Source organism: Paenibacillus sp. JCM 10914 (genome assembly GCF_001315105.1).
GTDB lineage: Bacteria > Bacillota > Bacilli > Paenibacillales > Paenibacillaceae > Paenibacillus_AQ.
On the sequence record NZ_BAZR01000035.1, the window covers coordinates 31,863 to 56,344 of the forward strand.

Annotated in this window: 20 protein-coding genes and 2 pseudogenes; 12 read left to right on the forward strand and 10 right to left on the reverse strand. The window is 51.9% G+C overall.

The features are described 5' to 3' along the window. Nucleotides 1–117 precede the first annotated feature (117 nt). A complete protein-coding gene (locus tag JCM10914_RS24630; RefSeq protein ID WP_023965983.1) occupies nucleotides 118–1,356 on the forward strand; it encodes a stalk domain-containing protein in 1,239 nt (412 codons plus the stop codon). Nucleotides 1,357–1,407: 51 nt separating this feature from the next. Here JCM10914_RS24630 and JCM10914_RS24635 read toward each other — a convergent pair whose 3' ends face one another. From JCM10914_RS24635 to JCM10914_RS24645, 3 genes are all read right to left on the reverse strand, one after another. Continuing rightward, a complete protein-coding gene (locus JCM10914_RS24635; RefSeq protein ID WP_023965985.1) occupies nucleotides 1,408–1,665 on the reverse strand; it encodes a hypothetical protein in 258 nt (85 codons plus the stop codon). 35 nt (nucleotides 1,666–1,700) lie between these two features. After that, nucleotides 1,701–2,756, reverse strand: a complete 1,056-nt coding sequence (locus JCM10914_RS24640) for a hypothetical protein (RefSeq protein ID WP_023965988.1) — start codon at nucleotides 2,754–2,756, stop codon at nucleotides 1,701–1,703. Between the two features lie 294 nt (nucleotides 2,757–3,050). Continuing rightward, nucleotides 3,051–3,824, reverse strand: coding sequence for a DUF2306 domain-containing protein (locus JCM10914_RS24645; RefSeq protein WP_023965990.1), 774 nt, complete (start codon nucleotides 3,822–3,824; stop codon nucleotides 3,051–3,053). A 164-nt stretch (nucleotides 3,825–3,988) separates the two neighbouring features. Between JCM10914_RS24645 and JCM10914_RS24650 the strand changes: the two genes are divergently transcribed. From JCM10914_RS24650 to JCM10914_RS31540, 4 genes are all read left to right on the forward strand, one after another. Continuing rightward, a complete protein-coding gene (locus JCM10914_RS24650; RefSeq protein ID WP_023965992.1) occupies nucleotides 3,989–4,579 on the forward strand; it encodes a TetR/AcrR family transcriptional regulator in 591 nt (196 codons plus the stop codon). A 151-nt stretch (nucleotides 4,580–4,730) separates the two neighbouring features. Beyond that, entirely contained in the window at nucleotides 4,731–5,765 is a 1,035-nt protein-coding gene (locus tag JCM10914_RS24655; RefSeq protein ID WP_036720015.1) for a DJ-1/PfpI family protein, read from the forward strand. 297 nt (nucleotides 5,766–6,062) lie between these two features. After that, nucleotides 6,063–6,797: a serine hydrolase gene (locus JCM10914_RS31535; RefSeq protein ID WP_023965996.1), complete on the forward strand. Its 735-nt coding sequence runs from the start codon at nucleotides 6,063–6,065 to the stop codon at nucleotides 6,795–6,797. Next, entirely contained in the window at nucleotides 6,743–7,519 is a 777-nt protein-coding gene (locus tag JCM10914_RS31540; RefSeq protein ID WP_081739890.1) for a serine hydrolase, read from the forward strand. Before JCM10914_RS31535 ends, JCM10914_RS31540 begins: the two co-directional genes overlap by 55 nt. 61 nt (nucleotides 7,520–7,580) lie before the next feature. On the opposite strand, the gene JCM10914_RS24670 is transcribed toward JCM10914_RS31540, so the two are convergent. Together JCM10914_RS24670 and JCM10914_RS24675 are read right to left on the reverse strand one after the other, a co-directional pair. After that, nucleotides 7,581–9,182, reverse strand: coding sequence for an amidohydrolase (locus JCM10914_RS24670; RefSeq protein ID WP_023966000.1), 1,602 nt, complete (start codon nucleotides 9,180–9,182; stop codon nucleotides 7,581–7,583). Between the two features lie 93 nt (nucleotides 9,183–9,275). Continuing rightward, a complete protein-coding gene (locus JCM10914_RS24675; protein ID WP_023966002.1) occupies nucleotides 9,276–10,223 on the reverse strand; it encodes an alpha/beta hydrolase in 948 nt (315 codons plus the stop codon). 175 nt (nucleotides 10,224–10,398) lie between these two features. Here JCM10914_RS24675 and JCM10914_RS24680 point away from each other — a divergent pair, with 175 nt between their 5' ends. Then, nucleotides 10,399–10,842 (forward strand): DUF3888 domain-containing protein, encoded by a 444-nt coding sequence (locus JCM10914_RS24680; protein WP_023966004.1) that lies wholly within the window; start codon nucleotides 10,399–10,401, stop codon nucleotides 10,840–10,842. 5 nt (nucleotides 10,843–10,847) lie between these two features. Here JCM10914_RS24680 and JCM10914_RS24685 read toward each other — a convergent pair whose 3' ends face one another. Continuing rightward, nucleotides 10,848–12,599, reverse strand: coding sequence for a M28 family peptidase (locus JCM10914_RS24685; protein ID WP_036720001.1), 1,752 nt, complete (start codon nucleotides 12,597–12,599; stop codon nucleotides 10,848–10,850). A gap of 216 nt (nucleotides 12,600–12,815) precedes the next feature. Between JCM10914_RS24685 and JCM10914_RS24690 the strand changes: the two genes are divergently transcribed. Both JCM10914_RS24690 and JCM10914_RS24695 read left to right on the forward strand, forming a co-directional pair. Further along, nucleotides 12,816–13,208, forward strand: coding sequence for a hypothetical protein (locus JCM10914_RS24690; protein ID WP_023966008.1), 393 nt, complete (start codon nucleotides 12,816–12,818; stop codon nucleotides 13,206–13,208). A gap of 76 nt (nucleotides 13,209–13,284) precedes the next feature. After that, nucleotides 13,285–14,001 carry a hypothetical protein gene (locus tag JCM10914_RS24695; protein ID WP_023966010.1) on the forward strand — a complete coding sequence of 239 codons (717 nt, stop codon included), beginning with the start codon at nucleotides 13,285–13,287 and terminating at the stop codon, nucleotides 13,999–14,001. Between the two features lie 69 nt (nucleotides 14,002–14,070). Here the strand turns inward: JCM10914_RS24695 and JCM10914_RS24700 are convergent, their stop codons facing one another. Beyond that, entirely contained in the window at nucleotides 14,071–14,649 is a 579-nt protein-coding gene (locus tag JCM10914_RS24700; protein ID WP_036720003.1) for a TIGR00730 family Rossman fold protein, read from the reverse strand. 225 nt (nucleotides 14,650–14,874) lie between these two features. On the opposite strand from JCM10914_RS24700, the gene JCM10914_RS24705 reads away from it, so the two are divergent. Continuing rightward, the gene (locus JCM10914_RS24705; RefSeq protein ID WP_023966014.1) at nucleotides 14,875–15,192 is read left to right on the forward strand and encodes a MazG nucleotide pyrophosphohydrolase domain-containing protein; all 318 of its coding nucleotides are present in this window, start codon (nucleotides 14,875–14,877) and stop codon (nucleotides 15,190–15,192) included. Between the two features lie 65 nt (nucleotides 15,193–15,257). Here the strand turns inward: JCM10914_RS24705 and JCM10914_RS24710 are convergent. The 3 genes and pseudogenes from JCM10914_RS24710 to JCM10914_RS24720 form a co-directional block, all read right to left on the reverse strand. After that, a pseudogene (locus tag JCM10914_RS24710) lies at nucleotides 15,258–16,234 on the reverse strand (electron transfer flavoprotein subunit alpha/FixB family protein). A 203-nt stretch (nucleotides 16,235–16,437) separates the two neighbouring features. After that, nucleotides 16,438–17,205: an electron transfer flavoprotein subunit beta/FixA family protein gene (locus JCM10914_RS24715; RefSeq protein WP_023966019.1), complete on the reverse strand. Its 768-nt coding sequence runs from the start codon at nucleotides 17,203–17,205 to the stop codon at nucleotides 16,438–16,440. 62 nt (nucleotides 17,206–17,267) lie between these two features. Continuing rightward, nucleotides 17,268–17,858 carry a TetR/AcrR family transcriptional regulator gene (locus JCM10914_RS24720; RefSeq protein ID WP_023966021.1) on the reverse strand — a complete coding sequence of 197 codons (591 nt, stop codon included), beginning with the start codon at nucleotides 17,856–17,858 and terminating at the stop codon, nucleotides 17,268–17,270. Between the two features lie 442 nt (nucleotides 17,859–18,300). On the opposite strand from JCM10914_RS24720, the pseudogene JCM10914_RS24725 reads away from it, so the two are divergent. The 3 genes and pseudogenes from JCM10914_RS24725 to JCM10914_RS24735 all read left to right on the forward strand — a co-directional run bounded on the left by JCM10914_RS24725 (nucleotide 18,301) and on the right by JCM10914_RS24735 (nucleotide 24,163). After that, nucleotides 18,301–20,479 (forward strand): annotated as a pseudogene (locus JCM10914_RS24725) ((Fe-S)-binding protein). After that, nucleotides 20,476–22,914, forward strand: a complete 2,439-nt coding sequence (locus JCM10914_RS24730; RefSeq protein WP_023966026.1) for a 3-hydroxyacyl-CoA dehydrogenase/enoyl-CoA hydratase family protein — start codon at nucleotides 20,476–20,478, stop codon at nucleotides 22,912–22,914. Before JCM10914_RS24725 ends, JCM10914_RS24730 begins: the two are co-directional and overlap by 4 nt. A gap of 58 nt (nucleotides 22,915–22,972) precedes the next feature. Continuing rightward, nucleotides 22,973–24,163 carry an acetyl-CoA C-acyltransferase gene (locus tag JCM10914_RS24735; protein WP_023966028.1) on the forward strand — a complete coding sequence of 397 codons (1,191 nt, stop codon included), beginning with the start codon at nucleotides 22,973–22,975 and terminating at the stop codon, nucleotides 24,161–24,163. The last annotated feature ends 319 nt before the right edge of the window (nucleotides 24,164–24,482 follow it).

Consider the following 24,482-nt stretch of genomic DNA (forward strand, 5'->3'; position numbering starts at 1 on the left):
CGTAATTATTATATTACGTAATTACATAAATGTCGATAAATTTCATTTTCACCCAACTTTTATATGAGTAGCAACATCTATAATGTAAGGAACATCCATGGTGAGGAGCGGTGATTGATGTACAAGAAACTTGTGTTATTCATATCGTGTTTGTTGTTGATGATCCCGGTATTTATAGAGAATTCGGCTGCGGACGCTGCCGTGAAGTTTGATGGCACAAGCCAAGAGCAGCAGGAAGCGGGCCTAGCCTATCTGAATCAAACCAGGGCAGGTATGGGATTAAGGGAAGTTACACTGGATCCTGCCTTGAACAAAGCCGCGGTTTCACATGCCCGATATGCGGACAGACATTTAGATCGAGGCATGAAGGATAATCTATCGGCCCAGGTTCAGGGAAAGCCTTACTTTACGGGGATTACTCCTAAAGATCGTGTACAAGCAGCAGGTTATCCCGATGGGGATACGGTCATACAAGAGATTGTGCTGTTGGAAGGAAGTGCTACTCATTTCGAGATGGAGAATTACGCAATGGGTTTATTGGCGTCTCCTACTCACCGAGTCATCATCACGAATCCGGATACGTCCGCGATTGGCATCGCCCACGTCGGCAAGGCGACCGTCTTGATCGGGGCAGTGGATACTCGGCCGAATGAACCATTAAGCGTCAGCCTCTATCCGTACGAGGGGATGAGCAACGTGATGATGGTAGATTGGATCACCCCGATGCGGCCAGTGGAGCCATTGGAAGCGGATGGCATGGCAATAACCGTACACACAAATCGACAAGATGTATCCGGCATGAAGGCAGCATTGACGCGAAAGGCGGGTAGTCGGACCGTGGAAGTTCCCTTGACGATCGACAAAATGGAGCTGGAAGATGGATATATTCTGAGGGCCGGGGTGCCGCTGCGCGGGGGAGTGGAATACCGTGTACAGGTCGATTTTCAGGCAGGCGGGCAGAGCGTGCGGAAAGAATGGAACTTTACTACGATCCCGATGCTTTACGGGATGTATATAGACGATGTTCCGATACAGACCTTACCGCATAGCTTTCCGATAGTTGGAGGTCATACGATGGTACCGGTACGGTTCGTGTCCGAGACGCTTGGCGCAAAGGTGACATGGAGCCAGTCTGCTCGATCCGTAACGGTGAAAAAAGATGAAACCCTAATTAGAATGGTAATGGGTGAGCGTGAAGCATTCGTAAATCAACGCAAGGTCAATTTGGACAGCCCGCCCATGTTAAGGGATTACACCACCTATGTACCGCTAAGGTTCATATCGGAGGCATTTGGCTATGATGTGCACTATCGGAAGCAGGAGCAGGCGATTGAGATCTGGACGGACGCCAATTAAATAGAGGGAAGACACGAGTGTGGGTGATGACGTGTCTTCCCTCATTATTTTTTATTCGGATTTAAAATAAGCGGTGATACTTAGAACCAGGCCGAGAACAATCAGAAAGATTCCGAACATGACGAAACCTCCGGAACTGCTCTGCGTAATGAAGTCCAACAGGAAACATCCGATACCGATTAACGTAAACTCTAGGCCAAGCAGGAGCATCGACAGCGGTTTTCGGCTCCAATAGGTAGAGAACAGCACGGCGAGAATAATGGAAAGGATGAGCGAAGGGAGTGCAACGCCCATTAAAGTTACAACCATTCAACCACCTCTTTCTCAATTAAAAAGGTAACTCACTACACATCCTGCTCTGCTTTACCTTTCACTTGGGGATTCGCAGCTATAATGGACTCCGTCACGCTCCATAACGTAGGCAGGAACTCCAGCACTCGCTCAGCGCGTTCAAGGAGATCCTGGGTCGAATGGATTCCGAGATCGGCGAGCACAGCGTCAAAATAATGCAAATACACTTCCTGAAGATCCGGGGCATCGGCCTCGAAAATTTTGTGGCAGCGTGCATAGGTCGCAACGATCCAGAAGATCGCCTCTCGATGGTTGCCATTCAGAATAAGCTCGCGGCTACCGTCCACGGCAATCGCCCTGGCATCCAGTGTGATGTCGCTGCTGAAGAAGAACGGGGTCTTTGCAATGTCAGCCGCCGCGTCAAAGGTCTGGGCAAGTCCCTCCAGATGCTTCATGACTTGTTCTGACGTCATCTGTTCACATCCGAGAAGGTTTAGTAATTGGTTATACACATCTTCGTGTCCATATTCTTGCAACACCTGCCGAGCTGCAAGATAGCGCAGCCGCACGGTCGGATTACGTAGCGCCGCAACTAACAGTAAATGGGTCGTCACCCCTGTCGGGAACAACCAGGCTGTGACTTGGTCATGCCAAGGCGCAGCGGCGTTGATGGAACGCAGCCCGGTAATGATACGCGCTTGCACGTTCTCGCAGCGACGATACACCCAGAGTCGATCGGCATATTGCCTGGAGACTTCGGTCTGCAGTTTACGCAGTCGTCCGGTCGGGTCCGCCATCAGCGTATCGACTCGAAAGCTGCCTGCCAAATGGTAGGAAGCCAATACGTTGTCAGGCGATTTAAGGTCTTGCCAAGAGAGAAAGGTTGCTTCAATGAGCACGTCCTGGTATATGAATTTGCCCAGTTTGAGCGGGGGCTCGGCCTCTTCGGTCACAATGACAACATCGATGTCAGAAGACGGAGATATCTCCGCATCATCCGGTTTGCCTACGGTAGATCCACTAAAGTAAGCACCTACAAAACCGGGTTCCTTACTGGCATGCTGCATCACCCAATCCACCGCTGCCGCTCGTGCTGATCCTACATTCATAACCTTTATTCCTCCTCAGCCTGTATGATCTGTAGTAATTTGTAAAATAAGCGTGATTCTCATTACATTATATTGACTTCAGGAATGATGTACAACTGCTATAGAAATGATTGATTAATGAATCGTCCATTATAAAGCATTATTTTAATACGATAGAGGAGGGATGACGATGAGCAAGTTTGGGATCAAAATAGCCGAGGGAGCCTGAAGTATTTGAATGGGACGGTTCTGATCAGGTTGTGAAGCTTGCAAAATCGAATACGTCTTATGAGGGTATGAAACGCGAGTATGATATTAGCCGGCTGGTGTGATTCGGGAGGGCCTGGCATAGGCGCAGCAGCAACCTATTGTTTGAGAAATAACAGGCTCGTGGATACATGAAAGCCGCGCTAGGAGCGCGGCTCGATTCATGTGTGAACGATGGATCAGATACGAACCGTAGATGGCTTGCGGAATACGGTGCGTATGACCCCATTCGGCTATCAGGAAAAGTGAGGCGATTGCGCAGTATACCCCGATGGCATAACTGGTTGGATAGGTAAGACCCATGCCATGATAAAATAGCGTCGTGAACAGATGGATCATCAGATTGGTGAAGCAGAAGACATAGCTCCGTACCATCCACTTGCGGTGTTTGTCGATTTGCTTCTTTCTGATTTTCAGAATGGCGATCACCGTCATGACCGGCCAGATGATGTTGAGCAGATTAAACGGAATACTGGTCCATTTCCCTCCGGTAGCATAGGGAGCCATGTAGCCCGAGGTAAGGACAACCACCATCACGGAGGCAACATAGATATACCCGTTGATTCGGTGTGCGCGTCGGTATCGTCGAAGTACCTGGCCGGAGAAATTGACGGCTCCCCCGACCATGGCGATACAAGCAAAAACGACATGCACATACATTACGCTCTGCCAGGCCGCAACGGGCACCGTACGCTTCTGATTCTCCTTATGACTGAGAAATTCGCTGGCCCCTGGATCGTAAATAAAGTTAGCGAATAATACATAGAGGACAAAACCAGCCATCACCGCCAGCATGGCATAGTATAGACGTCTGGAATTCATAAACAACCGCCTTTAACATGATTATATAGATCATAAAAAAAGAACCGAACCGTCCGGTCTCTTTTATTCTACTACGTTATGGTGTTATATGTCACGCTAGAAATGTTACAATACGAGTACAGCTACACTGAAAACGATAGTGAAAGAAGGAAGGAATTGCTTTCATGCGTAAAGGTGAAAAAACCAAACTTCATATTATCATGAAATCGGCGGAGTTGTTCAATCAGAAGGGATATGTCGGCACGACGATGCAGGACATTATCGACGCAACTGGCTTAACGAAGGGCGGTATATATAGAAACTTCGCTAATAAAGATGAGATTGCCATAGAAGCATTCCAGTATGCAGGCGGAGTATTATGGAGTCATTTCGCCCAAGCCATGGAAGGGAAAGAGACCGCATTGGATAAAATACTGGCCATGGCCAGCGTATATAGCGATACCGTACACAATCCTCCAATACAAGGAGGGTGTCCCTTCCTGAACACCGCGGTTGAGAGCGATCACTCATTTCCGGTCATTCGCGATCATGCAGTGCACGCCTTTGAGCAGATGCTGGCTTTCATTCAAGGGATCTTGATGGAGGGTATTATGAAGAAGGAGTTCCGCGAGGATATGAATACTGAATCAGTAGGTTCCTTCATCTTCACCGCCATCGAGGGGGGGATCATGGCCAGCCGATTGATGCGTGACAATAAACATGTAGAGTATGCGACCCGGCAGATCGAGGCTCTGCTGCTCACTTACAAGAATTAATATCTATCACGAAAGACCACTCCAAGGAGTGGTCTTTGTCTTCTTCTGTGTTATATCACATTAGGTGCTTATGCACATTTGCAATTCAGATATAAAGCATATAACATAAAAAGAGACCGTACCGTCCGGTATCAAAAAATAAGGAGTGATGATTTTGCACATTCAGATCGTATTATTCGATGGTTTTGATCTGCTGGATGCGATTGGCCCCTATGAAGTCTTCTGTGCTGCAGGCATGTTTGCCGGGGAAGGCAAAGTAACCGTGGAGTTAGTTAGTGCCGAAGGGGCAAGGGAAGTCCCAAGCGGCATGAACGGCCCCGCTATAGCCGCGACCCATTGGCTTGATCCGTATCGACCGGGTATTATTGTTGTGCCTGGAGCATCGGGACACCTGCAAGGCGAGGGGGTCCAGACCGTTCCGATGTTATTAGCCAAGGCGACGGAGACTCCCTTGGCAGGTCTTCTTAAACAGGCGATGGAGCAGAAAGATACAACCATCGCTACCGTATGCGGCGGCTCTATCTTGCTTGCAATGGAAGGGTTATTAGATGGCCGATATGCTGTAACGAATCACCTCGGAATGGAAGTCCTTCAAGCAGCAGGTGCAATCCCTGTGCAGGCTAGGGTGGTAGAAGATGGCCGATTGGTGACAGGTGGCGGAGTTACCTCCGGATTGGACGTTGCTTTGTATCTTGTGGAGCGGGAACTGGGTCCTCAAATCTCACATGCGGTGGAGCAATTATTTGAATATGAACGGCGTGGAACGGTATGGCGATCAAGCGGGATTACACCTGTTGTCGGCAATCGTGAGGACGAGATCGGGAACGGAGACGATGCCGATCACGAACCCGCGTCAAGACATGGCAACGTTGCTGCCTTTGAGGGTACTTGGGATATCTTGATTACAACGCCGATCGGTAAACTTTCCGTGCAACTGGAGATCACGTCAGAGCAAGGTCAAATCAGCGGAGTGGCTAGGCAAGGCAATGATATCGTCAGGTTCAAAGACCCCGCTATCCTTGATGATCGCCTAACCTGGTCACAGCAAGTGACTAAACCGATGCGGCTAAACCTTAAGTTCGATGTCGCCGTCGCTGGCGATCAGATGAGTGGCGTGGCAAAAGCCGGCAAGCTTCCGGCATCCAAGTTAACCGGTGTACGAGTGCAGCATGAGCAAGGACGTTAGTTCCCATGCAATACCCCTTGCACGGTCTTCCACCATACTACCCTTCAAGTTCCGGCTCATATCGACCATAAAGTGGTGCTGTACACGTGCACCCCTGACACGGCTGTCACGCTGAAGGCATTAATCCATCCTGAATAGAATGGTTATAACTATACATTATCTGTTACTTCGCTTGCGAAATCCGATATGATAGTAGATATCTTGTATGAAATGGACGTGAAACCGTTGGTATAAACGCTTTGATATATTACCCCATGCTGTTTGACAATTTCATATTACAATTTGTGGGAGGATATCATGAGCGATAGACAACGGATGATAGAACGATTGGACCGAATCTTATCTTCTTTTATGCAGCAAGAACCTTTGCCTGGCATGGCTGTCAGTGTGGTGTATGATCAGCAGATGCTTTATGCCCGAGGGTTTGGGGTTACAGATATACGTAGCGAGGAGCCCGTAACCGAGCACACGCGGTTTCATATGGCTTCGATCTCCAAAACGCTGGTAGCTACCGCCATCATGCAGCTTGCCGAAGATGGCCTCATTCAGTTAGAAGGTCTCGTCACCGATTATGTGCCATATTTCGAGATGGCCGGGGATGATACTTACCGCAGTTTGACGATTCGTCAGCTTCTCAGCCACACCTCAGGATTGCCGGATGAGAATGATTTTTGCTGGGAGCAGCCGGAATATGACGAGGGAAGCCTGGAACGGTACGTACGAAGCCTGAAGGATTATCACATGCAAGGAGAGCCGGGGCAATCGTTCGCTTACAGCAACATTGGCTACGAGATCTTAGGCGACGTGATTGCCAAGGTCACGGGCCACTCATTCGAGCTCTATATGAAAAAGAACATGCTGGAGCCAGCGGCTATGCGGAACAGCACGTTTTTGAAAGAAGAAGTAGCTCGTGATTCCATGGCTATGCCGCATGTACTCGGGATGCAAGGGGGTTACGGGGCGGAGTACAGTCCTATATTCCTTATCACCGTGCACACGGTCCGAGTTCCACCTTGTATTCCAATGCCGTAGATATGTGCCGATACGCGCTGAGTCATTTACACAAATGCAGGGGAGCGAGCGCGAATGATGATGCCGCCGGATTCATCGACATGACCAGCTATGAACAGATGTGGTCCAAACACGCTGTGACGGGCTACGGCGACATGTTGAACGACATGGGGCTTGGATGGTTCATAGGCGAGTATAAAGGCCGTCGTGTCATGTCTCATATGGGGCGAGATACCGGGTTTCGGAGTAACTTTTGGCTGCTTCCGGATGAAGGAATCGCTATAATCGTTATGATGAATGCGGACTATATCGGCAATAAAGTGCTCTGCGAGGCGATCCTGGATGTGCTGTTTGGGGATGAAGTGCCTTATATTCGGAGATCCCTGGCCCACCATCTATCGCAAGTAACGTTAGCTGCCGGTGTGGATGCGGCGATTCAGGAATATGCAGAGATTCAGCAGTCATGTCCTGAGCGTTTCCTCGTACTTGAAGGTGAATTCAACGCCGGTGCCTACACGTTAATGGGAAGAGGGTCGCTGCAAGAAGGCATCCGGGTGCTGCAGTTATCGGTACAGCTATTCCCCGAATCCTCGAATCTTCACGATAGCCTGGGCGAGATGTATCGGCTCGCGGGGGAGCGCGAACTCGCGCTCAAGCATTACCAACGATCGGTGGAACTGGATTCCGAGCACCTGGACGGCAAGCGCATGATCGAGGAACTGCTGCAAGAGGGTCAATCATAAAGATATGTTAAAAAGCACGGCATCCAGCTAAGCGGATGCCGTGCTTTTTGTAATGCCTGCGCTACTCCCGATAACCGATCTGTCCGTTGACCACGGTCATAACGGCTTTCACCTGCAGCAGCTCCTCGGGGTCCATCCGATCGTGCAGATGACGATCGACAACGGTGAAGTCCGCGAACTTTCCAACCGCTAGCGTACCTCGGACATCGGCCTCCCCGGCAGCCTGGGCAGCGCCACTCGTGAACAACCCTACCGCTTCACTCACGCTAAGCTTCTCTTCCGGCAAATAGCCGTCGTGATGCTCACCTGGCTTACGTCTTGTGACTGCGGCATGAATGCCGAGGAACGGATTCAGCGGCTCGATAGGAGCATCGCTGCCTCCCGCACAAGCCAGCCCGGTTTGCAGCCATTTCTTCCATGCGTATAAATAGCTTGTCCGATCAGGACCCACTCGATCTTGTACCCAGGGGAAATCACTGGGGACGAACCGGGGCTGAATATCGACGGCCAGATTCATCCGCATCATCCGCTGCACGGTCTGCGGCTGCACGATCTGAGCGTGAATGAACCGGTCCGGGAATTGGAAATCGAGGCTCAGCGGATGTAGTCCCAGGGCATCTGCCATCATCTCCGCCGCACCGTCTCCAATGGCATGGAACGCCACGGGATAACCGAGTTCCCTGACTTGTCCCACGATAGCCTGCAGTTCCGCAGGCGTGTGCATTGCAAGGCCGCGCGTGCCGGGATGGTCGGAATAGGGTTCCTGCAAGAACGCGGTCCGGCCTCCCACTGCACCGTCGGCAAACAGCTTGATCGCTCCGATTCGGTACCAGTCGCTGCCGCTGCCCACTTGCATGCCAAGCTCCCGAATCTCATCCATGAAACCATGGAACATGAGCTGGTGTGTACGGAAACTCAACCCTTCTTCTCGCAACTCCTGTTGGATGCGCAGCATCGCTTCTACACTGCCCAGAAGTCGCAGATCCTCGGTATGGGCAGCCGTAAGGCCGAGCCGGAGCGCATCACGCGCGGCGCTCTCGATCGCTGCCTTCAATTGATTCGGCTCCGGCTGGGGTTGGGCGTTAGTGAAAGGCATGGAGGCATTCTCGTAAATCCATCCGTTCAGCCGCCCATCCGCATCTCGTCCAAAGCTGCCTGAAGGGGTATCAGGGATATCCTCGGCTACGCCAGCTCTGCGAAAAGCCTCGGAGTTGGCAAGAAAGGCATGGAAGCAGGTCCGGGTCAAATAGACAGGATGCTGGTCGGTTACTGCATCGAGCTCATCTCGATGGGGTGTCTGACCGGCCTCGAAATGATTCTCATTCCAGTTCAGACCCAGAATCCATTCACCGGGCGGTGTGAGGGCCGCGCGCTCGCGGACCATATGCAGCATTTCCTCTTTGGAAGAGGCGTTCGTGAAGTCCAGCATGCTCAGCTTGAGGCCATGCAGCCCCAAATGCATGTGGGCATCGACAAGGCCAGGCAGTACATAGGCGCCGTCCCAATCGACAGTGTTATAACTTTTGCCGGTGAGCTGAAGCCGCAGTTCGGCTGCCGAGCCGATCGCTTTGATTTTTCCGTCCTCAACGTATATCGAATCGATACCGGGTGATCCTGGTGACTGTTGAAAGAGTCTACCGTGGGTATACAGCGTTGCTACCAATAAACTCGCACCTCCATTTATAACTCTTTTACTTAGAAATAGTATAACAGACCCGCCAAAGAGCAGCCCAGTATCCCGGGCTGCTCTTCTTTGTTATTGCACATAAGTGCCGATGAATTCCGCTACTTCCCGGTCATACCCTTCGGGATCGAATTGCCGGGCCATACCGTGTCCGGCCTCAGGTACAACGAACAACTTCTTCTCTTCGGGTCCATGCTCATACAGCTCGTACACCATCTCTGTGGGAACGAACAGATCGCCGCCGCCGTGAATGAAGAGGGTCGGGGTCGTGGACTTCTTAACCTGCTCCAAGGCCGACGCCTCATTAAATGAATAACCAGCACGGATCTTGGTCAACAGGCTCGTGGATTGGACCAGTGGGAAGGAGGGCAGTTTATACATCCGTTTCAATTGGTATGTCAGCTCTTCCTTGACCGAGGTATACCCGCAGTCCTCAACGATCGCTTTCACTTGGGAAGGCAACTCCTCGCCGCTGGTCATCATGACGGTGGCACCGCCCATGGAGACGCCGTGCAGCACGACTTGAGCATCGGAGCCGACTTGTTCAATTACCCGGTTAATCCACTGTATATAATCGAGCCGTTCGGGCCAACCAAAGCCGATATAATCGCCTTCACTGCGTCCGTGGCCGCGTGCGTCCGGCAGTAGTACATGATAACCCAGCTCTTCGTGATACATTTGTGCCAGACTACTCATCTGCCTGGAATGACCGGAATAGCCATGTGCGAGAATCACCGTTTTGGTTGAGTCGGTCTTTGCGGGCAAATAATAGGCATGCAGTTTCAGGCCGTCGCCCGAATCCAAGCTCCAGTCCTGAAAGCTCTGCTGCGCCCACCACTCCTTACTGTCCGCGAACGGATTCTCGATATCGGAGTTGGCCTCTAGATCCGGGTTGCCGCTGAGGAAATCCTTATCCGCCCGTGCAATCGCGACATTGTAGAAGTAGAAGCTGGCCGCAACGACGATGATAATCAATAATGCGATAAAAGTTGAAGTCATGATGAATATCCTTTTTGTCATGGTGATTTATATCCTCCCCGTTGAATGGGCTCGTATACGATCATAGATGAGGAAAGAATATACGATTTCAAGCGAATGTTCTATATATCGGCTAGATGATATGAATACTTAACCTACATTAAATGCCCCTATCTGGGAAAAATAGAGAGCAGCAAGTAATGGAGGTGTACAGCTTGTGAGTAATCGCTTCATCGGATGGATACTGGCGATCGCGGTTGCGGCGGCTGCGCCGCTGCCGTCACCCAAAGCTGCGACTCATGTCATGCCTCAGTCGGATAGCGAGGCCTTGCAATACCACGATATCGTCATGTTATTACTCCTGCCCCAGATCGATAAGGCAGTTGGAGCGCAGTATGCCAGCACCTTGAAGGAACCGCCTATCGTATATCCTTATTATATCGATGTTACCCATCTCGAGCGAGTGAATGGCTTTCGCGGCTTTCAATTCCGGATCACGATTGAGGTCTACCCGGTCGTCGGTCCACATCTTACGGTCGGGAAGGATAGACTAGAGTTTGAGATTGCTCCCGATATGGCGAATGGAACAGCCAAGCTGCTGGATTTCAAGCATTTGGAAACGCATGAACTGCCGTCGCATTGGCAGCATGTTTTGAAATAGCTGGATCAAACTCTTCTTTCATAGACAGGCCGTTCAGGACCCGGTTCAGCTTGAATCCATCCTATGCTAAGCAGGACGATGATCGCGACGAAAGCTGCAGGCAGAACCCACTTCCAAGAATGTGCCATGGCTCGAACGAATGGAGAAGCGTACGCCAGCAGCAGAGCAGCAAGAACCACGCTGAACAGCTGAATATCCAGTGGCAGCATGAGGAACAGAATATGAAAGATCGAAGCGAACAGCAGCACCGGGACGATCGTTGTCAGCAGCACCGCCACAGGATGGTTCAATGATTCCTGCGGATCGCGCGTCCAGGCTGCCCATGCCATGATCACGATCTGTACGACCAGCGGGATAGCCAATAGATAGCTGGCACCCGGGAGGAGCCAGGTCGAAGCTCCGAGCAGCAGCAGGAACCAGAATGATCCGCCCAGCATCGTCTCGCTTTCATTTGCTACTGGCAAGATCCAGCGCGTCAAAGCAACATGGATGATTACCGTTAACAGTAAGAAACTCGTACTGTATAACAAAAAGTCGTATGTAGCACCGGAATATTGCGTCATTTCCTTCGCCCATAGCGTATAGATCAGCTTCCACAATCCGAGGGACAGTGCAGCCGACAAGACAGACGAGAGCAGTCCGATCATAAAACTGATGACCATACCTTTCACGCGTATCAGGGAGAATCGGTAATAGAACCCGGCAACGATCAGCCATAAAGCTGTTATCAATATCGTGGTCGGAACAGCAAAGCTTGCGGGATAATGCAATAACAACCCGAACAGGTTGAAATAAATACGGTTGCCGGATGCCCCGAGCTCTTCCAGATCCATATTGCCAAAATGCTGTGCCACCGCGAGCGCATTGCCCCCCTGATGCTGCATCGTTTCTAAAGAGACGTTGTCGACGTTATCCATTGGGGTATGGTAGACTTCCCAGCCGTCCCCGTAGGCAAAGTTCAGGCCAGGAAGGTTATGCTCAAGCGCTACGGTCAGGTCGGTATCGTTCGGAAGAAGCTGATAAAGATCGCCCAGCAATGAATTGCTGACCGGGCTGGATACCGCTGTGGCAAATTCCTTGATCAGCCTACTATTATCTTTGCTTGTCTGGAACATGAAGGAGGAGCCTTTAGATCCTCTTGCCTCAAAATTGGCGACCAGACCTACCTCCTGATGCTTGACGTCGCGGAAGAATACCTCAGCCCCCAGCAGCCCGCGCTCTTCTCCATCCGTGAATAGAATCCAAATATCATTCAACGGCTGGGGCCCCGCCTTGATCGCTCTGGCGGTTTCCAGTAAGGATGCCACGCTAACCGAAGCATCGTTCGCACCAGGACCTTCGGCCACGGAATCATAATGCGACATGAGCAGAAGCGGCTTGCCGCCACCCGAACCCTTAATAACCCCGAGCAAATTCGTTAGCTCAACGTTCGCATCGACATAGGTCGTCTGAAGCCAGCCGCTGAATGGCTGGACATCCGGATTTAACCCGAGTAGTTCCATCTGCTCCACCAGATACGATCTGACCGCTTCATGAGCCGGCGACCCCATAGGATGCGGCTCTTGCGCGATCTGCTTTACATGTTCCATCGCCCGCTCAGCGGAGAATTCGGTTGGATCTGCTTCAATTCCTTTAGGAGCAGGTGGTTTTTCAGCCCATAATATGATCGATATGACCGTAATGACGGCAAGTATCATCCAGAACGCAAGCCCATAGGACGGCCTGGTCCGGGGGTGCTTATGTAATTGAATTTGCATGGATACGCCCACTTTCCATAAGTATAGTGGCAGGCCTTTTTACAAGAGGTGTATATCTGTGCAAGTTAGCAGCCTTAACAAATCGTAGTTCCATAATATGACATGTGTCAAGACTTAGTTATTTAGCCATGGGGATGGATCGGATCGAAATATAAATTTTGGTAAATTCATGATAATGTATATCTGGAGAACAACGATACCAGGGTGGTGCGAAATGTGGCGAGATACCGCTTGTTTATACTGATTCTGCTGGTGTTCGTTCTGGGCTGTTCGCGGGAGCCGGATCAGGCTGCGGTGGAGCAGCTCTTCGAGGGGAAAGAGCCGGGTATTCACCTTCATTATTTTTACGAAGATGCGTCTATGTCGCATGGTAAAGCCCATGTGCTGTGGTGGAGCGATGAGGATGATAACTTCCGACTGAACGCAGAGTCCATCCATAACCATCTGCATGATGTAGGGTCAGGGGATAATCGAGAGTGGGCGAAGGATCTTGGACTGAGCCAATTCCCGGTATTCGTGCTGACCAATCAAGCTGAAATCCTAAGCGTAACGAATGATTTGGAGAAGGTGAGGAAGGTGATCAGCCGCGAGATGGCATCCTCGAAATAATAGGCCTTTCAACGTCATATGTTAATATGGAGGAACGGGTGATCCGTGCCCAAATCTATAGCTGAGGTGAGGCGAGATGAGTAGAGCTGAGGAGAGAGTTGGCAAGACCAAGCAAGAGTTGGACCGGGTGGTGTTCATTGGACGTACGTATCAGGAATATATGCGGATGTTTGATCTGCAATTACCGGAACTCGTTGGCAAAAAGATATTGGATTGCCCAGCGGGAGCATGTTCGTTCACCGCTCACGGTTCGAGGTTAGGGCTCGATATTATCGCAAGTGACATAACCTATGATCACAAGATCGATGACCTGGAGCACAAGGGGCTGCAAGATATCGGGCATGCGATGGAAACGATGGAACAGGCGAAGGGCAATTATGTGTGGGATGATTACGGGAATGTCGACGGGCTTAGCCGGCATCGCCATCAAGCCCTCCAGGATTGTGTGCGGGATATGCGGGAGTCTCCGGAGCGCTACGTCGCTGCGGTTCTGCCGGAGCTGCCTTTTGAAGACGAACAGTTTCATTTGGTGCTGTCCGCTCATTTTCTGTTTATGTACAGTGACCGATTGGATTATGACTTTCACAAGCAGACAATAAAGGAACTGTTGCGGGTAGCCTCGGAGGAGATTCGCATCTTTCCATTAACCGATTTAACGGGATCACGTTACGACCATTTGGATCGCTTGATTCACGAGCTGGAAGCGGAAGGTCTGCGGGTGACGGAGAACAAGGTGCCTTATGAGTTTATGCGAAACGGCAATTCGCTGCTGAGCATCCGTAAGAACATATAAATCAGTTCAAGAGGGAAGTATGCGGGTGAAAATCCGCCACTTCTCTCTTTTTAATATGTGTCGTCGAAGTCAATCCAGGTCTTTCCACTTCATGTCCAGTGTTGGTGGCGTATAACTGTCCATCACTTCTAATAATGTCAGTGGATCCTCGGACAGATTGATCAGGTTCAAGTGCGACGCATTCGAGAAGCCCTCCGTCATGCTATGCTGCACCAACTGCATAAACGGATCGAAATATTGGCGAATGCTTAGCAGACCAATCGGCTTCTGGTGAATCCCGATCTGCGACCAGCATAGCACCTCGAACAATTCCTCATAGGTGCCAAATCCGCCTGGCAGGGCAATAAAGCCATCGGCAAGCCGACTCATCGTGGCTTTCCGTTCATGCATGTCGGCTACTTCGATGAATTGAGTAAGCGCGGTATGAACGATTTCACCCTTAAATAATCCTCGCGGCATCACCCCAATGACCTCGCCGCCATTCTGCAATACGGCATTCGCCACTTCCCCCATTAACCCGATTCTTGAACCCCCGTATACAAGTTTGTATTGATTACGGGCGATATGGTGCCCGAGTTCGGCTGCCTTGGCCTGATAATCCGGATGTTCCCCCATGTTGGACCCTGCAAAAACACATATAGATTTCAATCAACACACCCCTTAACCATATATTGATATTCAATATGAATGATTATACTATATATAGTGATTCGTGTCATGAAAACGGCTGGATATATATCTGCCTATGTTAGAATGTATCTCTTATTTTATGGCACATATGTTAGCTTTATCATGAATTTGGTCGCGGAAATTGTAAAAAAGAAGTGGTTAGTTGATAGTTGATCTCAAGAAATCCTGGAGGTAGTCGAAGTCATGGATATGAATGAAGCGCAGCAATGGATCAAACAGTTTTATGGCGAGCGAGGTTGGACGAATTATGGCCCCTTCATCCGCGTCGGATTTCTAATGGAGGAGACAGGAGAGACGGCACGGGCCGTTCGCGCCTATGAGATTGGCAGGGACCGCCCGGATGAGGAGGCACAGCCCAGAGAACAGCTCAAGCAGGAGTTAGTGGAGGAGATCGGGGATGTGCTCGGAAATATTGCATTGCTGGCAGATCTCTACGAAATCTCGCTGGAAGAGGCGTTTACCGCACATCAGCAGAAGCTGCTGAAGCGGTTTAAATCTTAATGAACCAAGACTGCCCTTACATCGATCGACATAAGGGTAGTCTTTTTCTCAAAGTACAGTTTCCGTCAGGAGACGAGCACTTTGCGGAATTCCTGCGTCAGCAGCGGTACGATATCGAACAGATCACCGACAATGCCGTAATCGGCGACTTTGAAGATCGGAGCTCGGGATCTTTGTTGATGGCAATGATGACCCGGGATTGACTCATACCAGCCAAATGCTGAATCGCCCCGCTAATGCCGCAAGCGATATAGATTTCCGGCGTCACTACTTTGCCTGTCTGCCCGATCTGAAGCGCGTAGTCGCAGTAGCCGGCATCACATGCGCCCCGCGATGCGCCGACGGCGCCTCCGAGCAGGTCCGCAAGCTCCTCCAGCGGCTGAAAGCCTTCGGCACTTTTCACGCCGCGACCGCCCGAGATCACGATCTTCGCTTCCGAGAGGTCAATTTTCCCCGTGGTTTTGCGGACGACGTCTTTGACCACGGAGCGGAGAGAGGGGGCCGGGTAAGCGATATCTTCAATATCGGTAGTTGTACCGTCAACGACTTCAGCCGCCGGAATGTTGTTCGGACGAATGGTGACGACCCACGGTCCGTTCTGGAACACGCGCTTCTCAAACGCCTTGCCTGCATAGAGCGGACGAGTGAACACCGCCACACCGTCATCGGTATCGATGGAGGTAACGTCTGATATTTGACCGGCATGGAGCGAGGCTGCTACCAACGGGGCGAGATCACGACCGACCGCCGTATGGCCGAAGAGCACGGCATCCGGTTGTAGCTTATGGAGGACGGCATCAATCGCAGCCATATAGGCTTCGGGGTTATAGTTCTGCAGATCATCATGTTCTACGGTATAAATGGTGTTCGCGCCATACCCGTTCAATACGGATACAGCTTCCGTAATATTCGATCCTGCGACCAGAAGATGGACGCTGTCACCTTCGCTGGCAATGATTCGGGCAGCATTCAGTGTTTCGAGCGCAACCTGCCGCAGCTTTCCGTCGCGATTTTCAGCATAGACCAATATCGTTTTGCTCATAACATAACCTCCTAAGATCCATATGAAATGATGAAGAGGATTTCGTCGTTAACTTCTAACAGTCTGAGCAGCATGATGAAGTGAAAAGCGTGCATGAAGGACAATCCGTGAACCATACAATCAAAGTACATGGATATGGTTATTTACCGCAATCTTACTGCAATGTAAACGTATTCAATAAGAACATTTCGTGTCCAAATATTCTAGATTACTTTCGATTGGGTGCGAAGCAGCGATACGAGCTCTTGCGCCACTTCGGCAGGCTCACCCTTCAGGATGCGTCCAGCGCTCCGCTCCGGCGGCAAAGATAATTCATTTTGCTTAGTTGCCGGCTGGATATCGTCAGGCGAGAGCCCAAGATCGTCCAAGGACAACGTCTGGAAAGGCTTCTTCTTTGCCTTCATAATACCCGGCAATGACGGATAACGAGGCTCGTTCAAACCTTGTTGCGCGGTAAAAATGGCCGGAAGCTGGACTTCCAATACTTCCAGATCGCCCTCGGCATCCCGGTGAACCTCGGCCGTGGTACCGTTGATCGTCAGCTTGGTAATGGAGCCGGTATGGGAAAGGCCGAGCAGATGAGCCAATCGAATGGCTACTTGACCCGAGCCGCGGTCGATCGAGAAATTGCCGCCCAGAATCAAATCCGGGCTTTCCTTGGATAGATACGCGTGGAGAACCTTGGATACGGCACACTCATCATCCGGGATGCGTTCATCGGAGATGAGGACAGCATCATCCGCCCCCATGGCGAGTGCCGTTCTTAGAGCTTCGGCGGTCCGATCGGGCCCTACGGAGAGGAGCGTCACGCTGCCGCCTTGCTCATCGCGCAGCTTCACGGCCTCTTCTACAGCATACTCATCATACGGATTGATAACGAATTTGACTCCATCCTCGGCAATCGATCCGTTTTCAATCGCGATCTTCTCCTCCGTGTCGAAGGTTTGTTTGAGCAATACTACAATCTTCATCGGTTCAACTCTCCCTTCAAGTGATAAGTCAGATAATCAAGCTATATGAATATCAGCAAATCCTAGGACCTGCTGGACACACCGTTCAGAAAAAAGCCGAGCGTCTCCTCCGTCTGGTCGGAAAGAGAGTACTTGCGACCAGAGATCAGCCAGGAGGTCACCGCTTCGTCCATCGCCCCGAAGATGAGATTACGCACGAGTTTGACGTTGAGGCCAGACTGGAACTGCTGCTGCTCGATACCCTGTTCCAGAATATTCTCAATGAGCACAATATATGGCTTAAATGCATTGCCGATTTCCTTGCGCAACTCTAGATCGCTTTGTCTCAGTTCGATCTGGGTAACATGGGCAAGTTCGGGATTACGCTCGAGCTCAGAGTAATGAATGCTGCATACCATGCGCAGCGCCTCTACCGCATCGGATGTTCCTTCTACGCTTTCATGGAATTTACCGACCAGTTCACCGAGTTTCTCCTGGAACAGGCGGATCAGGATATCTTCTTTGCGCTTAAAGTATAGATAGATCGTGCCATCGGCGACGCCGGCGGCCTTCGCGATCTTGGAAACCTGGGATTTGTGGTAGCCGTTCTCGGCGAACACCTGCAGGGCACCTTGGAGAATTTGGTGATATTTTTCATTTTTTTTACTTGTCATATGTTCACCCCGATGTTAGAATACAGATAAAATTATGAATGAATGCTCATTCATTTTCTTGTATCCATCATAAAATACGTTCATGTCATTGTCAACGATGGGTTCATGATCATTTCAAAATCCAACTTTAATGCGACCAGCAACCAGACCATAAGACGTTCATATCAGAGCAATGCGGCAATTGTAACCGGAAGTGGCAAGCAGCGGGAAACTCAGTGTACAGATGTGTACAGGTAGAAGAGATGCGGCTACGCGGTTTAAATGTTCGGCAGGCACGATGTGAAGGTCTATTTTTGTACTCGCCATGAAAGCGCTTCATATATGGTCTGTTCATTTGACGAATGACGAGCGGGACTCGGAAGGAGTGAGCAGAGGCTTTCGATAATGCTGCACCATTAGCAGAACCAGGGCAGATGATTCTAACGCAAGGGGCTGAGAAGAGATGATTCCACAACTAATCAACGCGCTTCTCTTTGTCGGGATCACCGGCTGGGCAGTGTACATGTTCGCCACGGTGGTGTATCGCCGTTACCTGTATATTCGACTGGGAAAGCCAGCGAATCTGAAGCAGGACTTGAAAGAACGCCTGAGTCAATTTGTTATTCAAGTATTTGGACAGACCAAGCTGTTTAAGGACAGCAAGAGCGGTATCATGCACTTTATTGTTTTTTATGGTTTCATCATTCTGCAATTCGGTGCGCTCGACATTATCTGGAAGGGATTGTCGGGAAATAGTCTGCCGATTCCGGGGCATGTCGGCTTCATCCTTATGCAGGAGATTACGGTGGCGCTGATCCTGCTGGCGATTGGCTACGCGGCTTATCGCCGGTACGGCGAGAAGTTGAAACGGCTCAAGCGGGGGTGGAAGCCTAGTATTGTCGTGTTTTTCATCACGACGCTGATGGCCTCGGTGCTGCTGACGATGGCTTTTGAACGACTGATGGAGGGGCTGGCGTGGTCCGGGATGGCGCCGATCTCATCGAGCATTGCGGCGGTATTCGCATGGATGCCAGCCGTAGCCGTCACCGTGTGTTACTACGTGTTCTGGTGGCTTCATCTGATCATTCTGCTGTCGTTCCTCATCTATGTACCGCAATCAAAGCATTTCCATCTGATTACGGCTCCGATCAACATTCTGGTGCGTCGTACCGACTCCGGGCAAGCTCAGCAAGCTCGATCTGGAAGACGAGGAGGCAGAGGCGTTCGGGGTAGGCAAGATTGAGGACTTTACGCAGAAGCAGATGCTGGATCTCTATGCTTGCGTCGAATGCGGAAGGTGCACCAATGTATGTCCGGCCTCAACTACAGGTAAGCTGTTGTCGCCGATGCACATGATTGTGAAGCTTAGGGATCATCTGACAGAGAAAGGGGCCGTTCTGACTTCCAAGTCAGCGTGGATGCCAGCTTCGATATTCGGATCGCCTGGCGTGCATTCGATGGCGGCCACGGATTTAGCGCTTGTCGGCTGGAAGGGCGAGGGCATTACGGACATTGGTCCGACGATGGACGTGCAGAAGCGATCTTGGCATCAGGTTGAAGGGGTAGATCCGAAAGACATTCAATTGATTGGCGGCGTGATGACGGAAGAAGAGATCTGGGCATGCACTACCTGCCGCAATTGTGAGGACCAATGCCCGGTCGCTAATGAGCATGTCGACAAAATCGTCGATCTTCGCCGCCATCTCGTATTGATGGAGGGCAGCGTGCCTCAGGAAGGCCAGCGCGCGATGCAGAACATCGAACGTCAGGGTAACCCTTGGGGGATAAGCCGCTCGGATCGCAGCAAGTGGGTGAAGGACGTCGATCCGGAAGGAACGCTAGACTTGAAGATTCCTACGGTAAAGGAAAATCCGGACTTTGACGTGCTGTTCTTCGTCGGTTCCATGGGCGCCTACGATAATCGCAGCCGCAAGATCACTCGAGCGTTTGTCCGGCTGATGAATGAAGCGGGCGTGAACTTCGCCATCCTTGGCAACGAGGAGAAGAACTCGGGCGACACGCCGCGCCGCATGGGCAATGAATTTCTGTTCCAGCAGCTGTGCATGGAGAACATCGAGACGTTCCAGAAGTACGATGTGAAGCGAATCGTCACAGCTTGTCCGCATACATTCAATATTTTTAAGAACGAATATCCCGAGTTTGGTCTTAAGGCCGACGTGATTCACCATACGGAGCTGCTGGATCAGCTGGTGAAAGAAGAACGTCTGAAACCGCAGTATCAGGTTCGGGAGAAAATCACGTATCATGACTCCTGCTACCTCGGACGGTATAACGACGTGTATGATCAGCCGCGTGATGTACTGCGCGCCATTCCTGGCGTCGAGCTGATGGAGATGGAGCGCAGCCGGGAAAACGGGATGTGCTGCGGTGCTGGCGGTGGTCAGATGTGGATGGAAGAAGACGCCGGCAAGCGTGTGAATCTGGCGCGTACGGAGCAGGCATTGGCCGTATCGCCGACGATGATCAGTTCGGCTTGTCCGTTCTGCCTGACGATGCTGGAGGATGGCACGAAGCTGAAGGAAGTGGAAGAGAGCGTCAAAACGCGAGATATCGCGGAAATTTTGGAGTTATCCGTATTCGGTCTATCTGAAATCCATGAACAGGAGGTCGTTGTGCAATGAGTAATACGATTACTAAAGAAGTCGCTAGTGGTTCCGGTGTCAGCAGTCGAAACATAACCAGAGCAGCCGTTATCGGCTCCGGTGTCATGGGGTCCGGGATCGCTGCCCATCTCGCCAACGCCGGCATTCCGTGCCTGCTGCTCGACATCGTTCCGAATGACTTGACGGTTGAGGAAGAGAAAGCCGGTTTGACGCTTGATCATCCGAAGGTGCGAAACCGGTTGGCGGCCAAGGCAATCGCCGCACTGCCTAAATCGAGTACGGCTCCGTTGTACAGCGCCGATTTTGTAAGTCGGATCACGGCGGGGAACACCGAGGATCATCTGAACCAGTTGAAGGACGTGGACTGGATCATCGAAGTGGTCACGGAACGTCTGGAGATCAAGAAGAGCATCTTCAAACAGATCGAGAGCGTGCGCAAACAAGGCACGATCGTTAGTACCAACACCTCCGGCATCTCCGTGAATGCGATGGTGGAGGATTGCAGCGAGGAGTTCCGCAGTCACTTTCTGGGGACCCACTTCTTCAATCCGCCGCGTCATATGAAACTGCTGGAGATTATCCCGGGCTTTGATACGGATCCGGACATTACGAAATTCATGGTTGAATTCTGCACGAAGCGCCTGGGCAAAGGCGTGGTGCTGGCCAAGGATACGCCGAATTTCATCTCGAACCGGATAGGCACCTACGGCCTGCTGGTCACGCTCCAAGAGATGGTGAAGAACAGCTACACCGTGGAAGAGGTGGATGCGGCGACGGGTCCGGTGCTAGGTCGCCCGAAGAGCGCAACCTTCCGTACGCTGGACTTGGTGGGCATCGACACGTTCGTTCATGTAGCGAGGAATGTATATGACTCCGTACCGGACGGCGCCGAGAAGGACGTGTTTACGGTACCGGAAGTCATGAATGAGCTTGTTACCCGCGGCTGGACCGGAGAGAAAGGCGGCCAGGGCTTCTATAAAAAAGTAAAAGGCGAACAAGGCAGCAAAATCCTGTCGCTCAATCTGTCCACGATGGAATACAATCCGAGCGCCAAAGTGAGTGCAGCTTCCATCGAAGCAGCCAAAGCGGTAAAGGGTGCTAGAAGAAAGATCAAAGCCTTTCTCGGCACGGAGGACCGATACTCCGAATTAGCCTGGAATGTGCTTAAGCAAGTGCTTGTGTATGCTGCCGACAAGCTTGGGGAGATTGCCGATTCTATTCAAGACATCGACAATGCGATGAAATGGGGCTTCAACTGGGAGTTGGGTCCCTTCGAGACGTGGGATTTGATCGGTCTGCCGGAATCGGTACAGCGGATGGAAGCCGAAGGGTTGACCGTACCGGCTTGGGTTAAGGACTGGATTGCCGCGGGTCATAAATCCTTCTACGAGCAGAAGGATGGTGAGGCGTTCCATTACTTCAAGGGGGAATACCGGGGGATCGAGGCTCAGCCAGAGCAGATCTCCTTGCAGACGTTGAAGTCGCAGAACCGGATTATTCGCTCGAATACGGGCGCGAACCTGATTGACCTTGGTGACGGAGTAGCGTGTCTTGAGTTCATTTCGCCGAACAATGCGATCGGTGCGGATATTCTCGTCATGATTCAACAGAGCGTTGAAGAGGTTCGGGCGAATTACCGTGGATTGGTGTTGGCCAATGAAGGTCGCAACTTCTGCGTAGGCGCGAACCTTATGCTCATGCTGATGGAAGCACAGAGCGGTGACTGGGATGAGGTGGATGATATCATCCGCCTGTTCCAGGGCAGCATGACGAAGCTGAAGGGGCTGGAGAAGCCCGTGGTAGCGGCTCCGCATCGCATGACGCTTGGCGGCGGCGTGGAAGCATGCCTACCGGCGGACCGGATCATCTTCTCGGCGGAGACGTATTTCGGTCTCGTGGAAACCGGTGTGGGCCTGATTCCTGCCGGTGGCGGCTGTAAGGAGCTGGCACTCATGACCAGCAACCGCCATCCTGGGGCTGACATTGACCTCCAACCGGAAATGAACAGGATTTTCGAGATGGTAGCGATGGCGAAGACGTCGACCAGCGGACATGAAGCGGTCCGCATGTATGGCCGCGGCGGGGATACGGTCGTCATGAATCAAGATTACCGTATCTATGAAGCGAAGCAGGCCGTGCTGGAGCTGGATCGGGCCGGTTATGTACCGCCACAGCCTGGCAAAGCCCGCGTGGTTGGACGTGACGGCAGCGCCGTCATGCAGCTAGGCGCCATTGATATGAAGCGCAGCGGCTATATCAGCGATCACGATCTGCTGATCGCGAAGAAGCTGGCGCATATCCTGGCTGGCGGCGATGTGCCTGCGGGCACGGTCGTGAGCGAGCAGCATCTGCTTGATCTGGAGCGCGAAGCGTTCCTAAGTCTGCTCGGCGAAGTCAAGACGCAGCAGCGCATGCAGCATATGTTGGCGAAGGGTAAGCCGCTGCGCAATTAGACAGCTGCCCGATACGATAATGGATCTAACCAATTACAAGTTGATGAGGTGAATGGTAATGAGAGAAGCAGTCATCGTATCCCTTGCCCGTACTCCGGTAGGGAAGGCGAAGAAAGGCAGTTTCGCCCAGACGCGCGTAGAGGATCTTGGCAAGGCGGTATTGGAAGCCGTCATTGAGCGTGCGCCGGGCCTGAAGAAAGAGGATGTCGAGGACATCATTCTCGGTTGTGCAATGCCGGAGGGTGAGCAAGGTCTCAACGTTGCACGGATCATCTCCCTGTATGCAGGGTATCCGGTAACGGTTCCCGCATTGACCGTTAATCGCTTCTGCTCCTCCGGTTTGCAGGCGATTGCTTTTGCGGCAGAGCGCATCATGTTGGGCCATGCCGAGGTGATCGTGGCTGGTGGCGTTGAGAGCATGAGTCATGTGCCGATGACCGGTTTTAAGCCGGCGCCGCATCCGACGATCGTTGAGGAGATGTCTGAGGTGTACATCGGCATGGGCCACACCGCGGAAGAGGTGGCGCGCCGCTTCGGCATAACCCGCGAAGCGCAGGACGTATTCGCGGCCAGCAGTCATCGCAAGGCGGCAGTTGCTATCGCGGAAGGCAAGTTCCGTGACGAGATCGTGCCCGTGAATGTTAACGTAGCCGCAGCGAACGAACAAGGCAAGGTTCGCAGCAAGAGCTTCACGGTCGAGACGGACGAAGGGGTGCGTCCGGATACCTCCGCGGAGGTATTGGCTAAATTGAGACCGGCCTTTGCCCTTGGCGGTTCCGTTACCGCCGGCAATGCGTCGCAGACGAGCGATGGCGCCGCCGCCGTAGCCGTCATGAGCCGGGAGAAAGCGGAGGCGCTGGGCCTTGCCCCGCTGGCGACGTTCAAATCATTTGCGCTAGCAGGCGTGGAGCCCGAGATTATGGGGGTGGGACCGGTTGAAGCGATCCCCAAAGCGCTTCGCATGGCCGGGATTGAACTGGACCAAGTGGATGTGTTCGAGATCAACGAAGCGTTCGCTTCGCAGTGTCTGCACATCATCAATGCCTTGGGCATTGACGAGAGCAAGGTCAACGTCAATGGCGGAGCCATTGCCCTTGGCCATCCGCTCGGCTGTACGGGCGCGAAGCTGACCGTCAGCCTCGTCTCGGAACTGGCCCGCCGTGGTGGCGGTTATGGCGTCGTGAGCATGTGCATCGGCGGCGGCATGGGCGCCGCGGGGGTGTTCGAGGTACACGCCGCCGGGGCGTAAGGTGAGGCCTGGTTGTGAGCGGTGCTGGACTGGCGCAAGTTCAGGGTAGCTAATTCGCGCCCCAAGTCCTTCTGAGGTACTTGCGGGAGCCGAAAGCAGCAAATCACGTGTCACAAGTCCCTCTGAAGTACTTGCGGGAGCGGAGAGTAGCAAATCACGCGCTACAAGTCCCTCTGGGGTACTTGTGGGAGCGGAAAGCAGCCAAATCAAGCACTACAAGTCCCTTAGAGGTACTTGTGTAGGAGCCAAAAGCAGCAAATCACGCGTCACAAGTCCCTATGGGGTACTTGTAGGAGCCGAAAGTAGCCAATCACGCGTC

Excerpts from the sequence above, each read along its gene's own strand:
- JCM10914_RS31535 (WP_023965996.1), top strand. The coding sequence starts at position 6,063 with ATGAGCGATAGACAACGGATGATAGAACGATTGGACCGAATCTTATCT.
- JCM10914_RS24675 (WP_023966002.1), bottom strand. The coding sequence starts at position 10,223 with ATGACAAAAAGGATATTCATCATGACTTCAACTTTTATCGCATTATTG.
- JCM10914_RS24650 (WP_023965992.1), top strand. The coding sequence starts at position 3,989 with ATGCGTAAAGGTGAAAAAACCAAACTTCATATTATCATGAAATCGGCG.
- JCM10914_RS24695 (WP_023966010.1), top strand. The coding sequence starts at position 13,285 with ATGAGTAGAGCTGAGGAGAGAGTTGGCAAGACCAAGCAAGAGTTGGAC.
- JCM10914_RS24730 (WP_023966026.1), top strand. The coding sequence starts at position 20,476 with ATGAGTAATACGATTACTAAAGAAGTCGCTAGTGGTTCCGGTGTCAGC.
- JCM10914_RS24720 (WP_023966021.1), bottom strand. The coding sequence starts at position 17,858 with ATGACAAGTAAAAAAAATGAAAAATATCACCAAATTCTCCAAGGTGCC.
- JCM10914_RS24685 (WP_036720001.1), bottom strand. The coding sequence starts at position 12,599 with ATGCAAATTCAATTACATAAGCACCCCCGGACCAGGCCGTCCTATGGG.
- JCM10914_RS24630 (WP_023965983.1), top strand. The coding sequence starts at position 118 with ATGTACAAGAAACTTGTGTTATTCATATCGTGTTTGTTGTTGATGATC.
- JCM10914_RS24715 (WP_023966019.1), bottom strand. The coding sequence starts at position 17,205 with ATGAAGATTGTAGTATTGCTCAAACAAACCTTCGACACGGAGGAGAAG.
- JCM10914_RS24735 (WP_023966028.1), top strand. The coding sequence starts at position 22,973 with ATGAGAGAAGCAGTCATCGTATCCCTTGCCCGTACTCCGGTAGGGAAG.
- JCM10914_RS24645 (WP_023965990.1), bottom strand. The coding sequence starts at position 3,824 with ATGAATTCCAGACGTCTATACTATGCCATGCTGGCGGTGATGGCTGGT.
- JCM10914_RS24705 (WP_023966014.1), top strand. The coding sequence starts at position 14,875 with ATGGATATGAATGAAGCGCAGCAATGGATCAAACAGTTTTATGGCGAG.
- JCM10914_RS24635 (WP_023965985.1), bottom strand. The coding sequence starts at position 1,665 with ATGGTTGTAACTTTAATGGGCGTTGCACTCCCTTCGCTCATCCTTTCC.
- JCM10914_RS24640 (WP_023965988.1), bottom strand. The coding sequence starts at position 2,756 with ATGAATGTAGGATCAGCACGAGCGGCAGCGGTGGATTGGGTGATGCAG.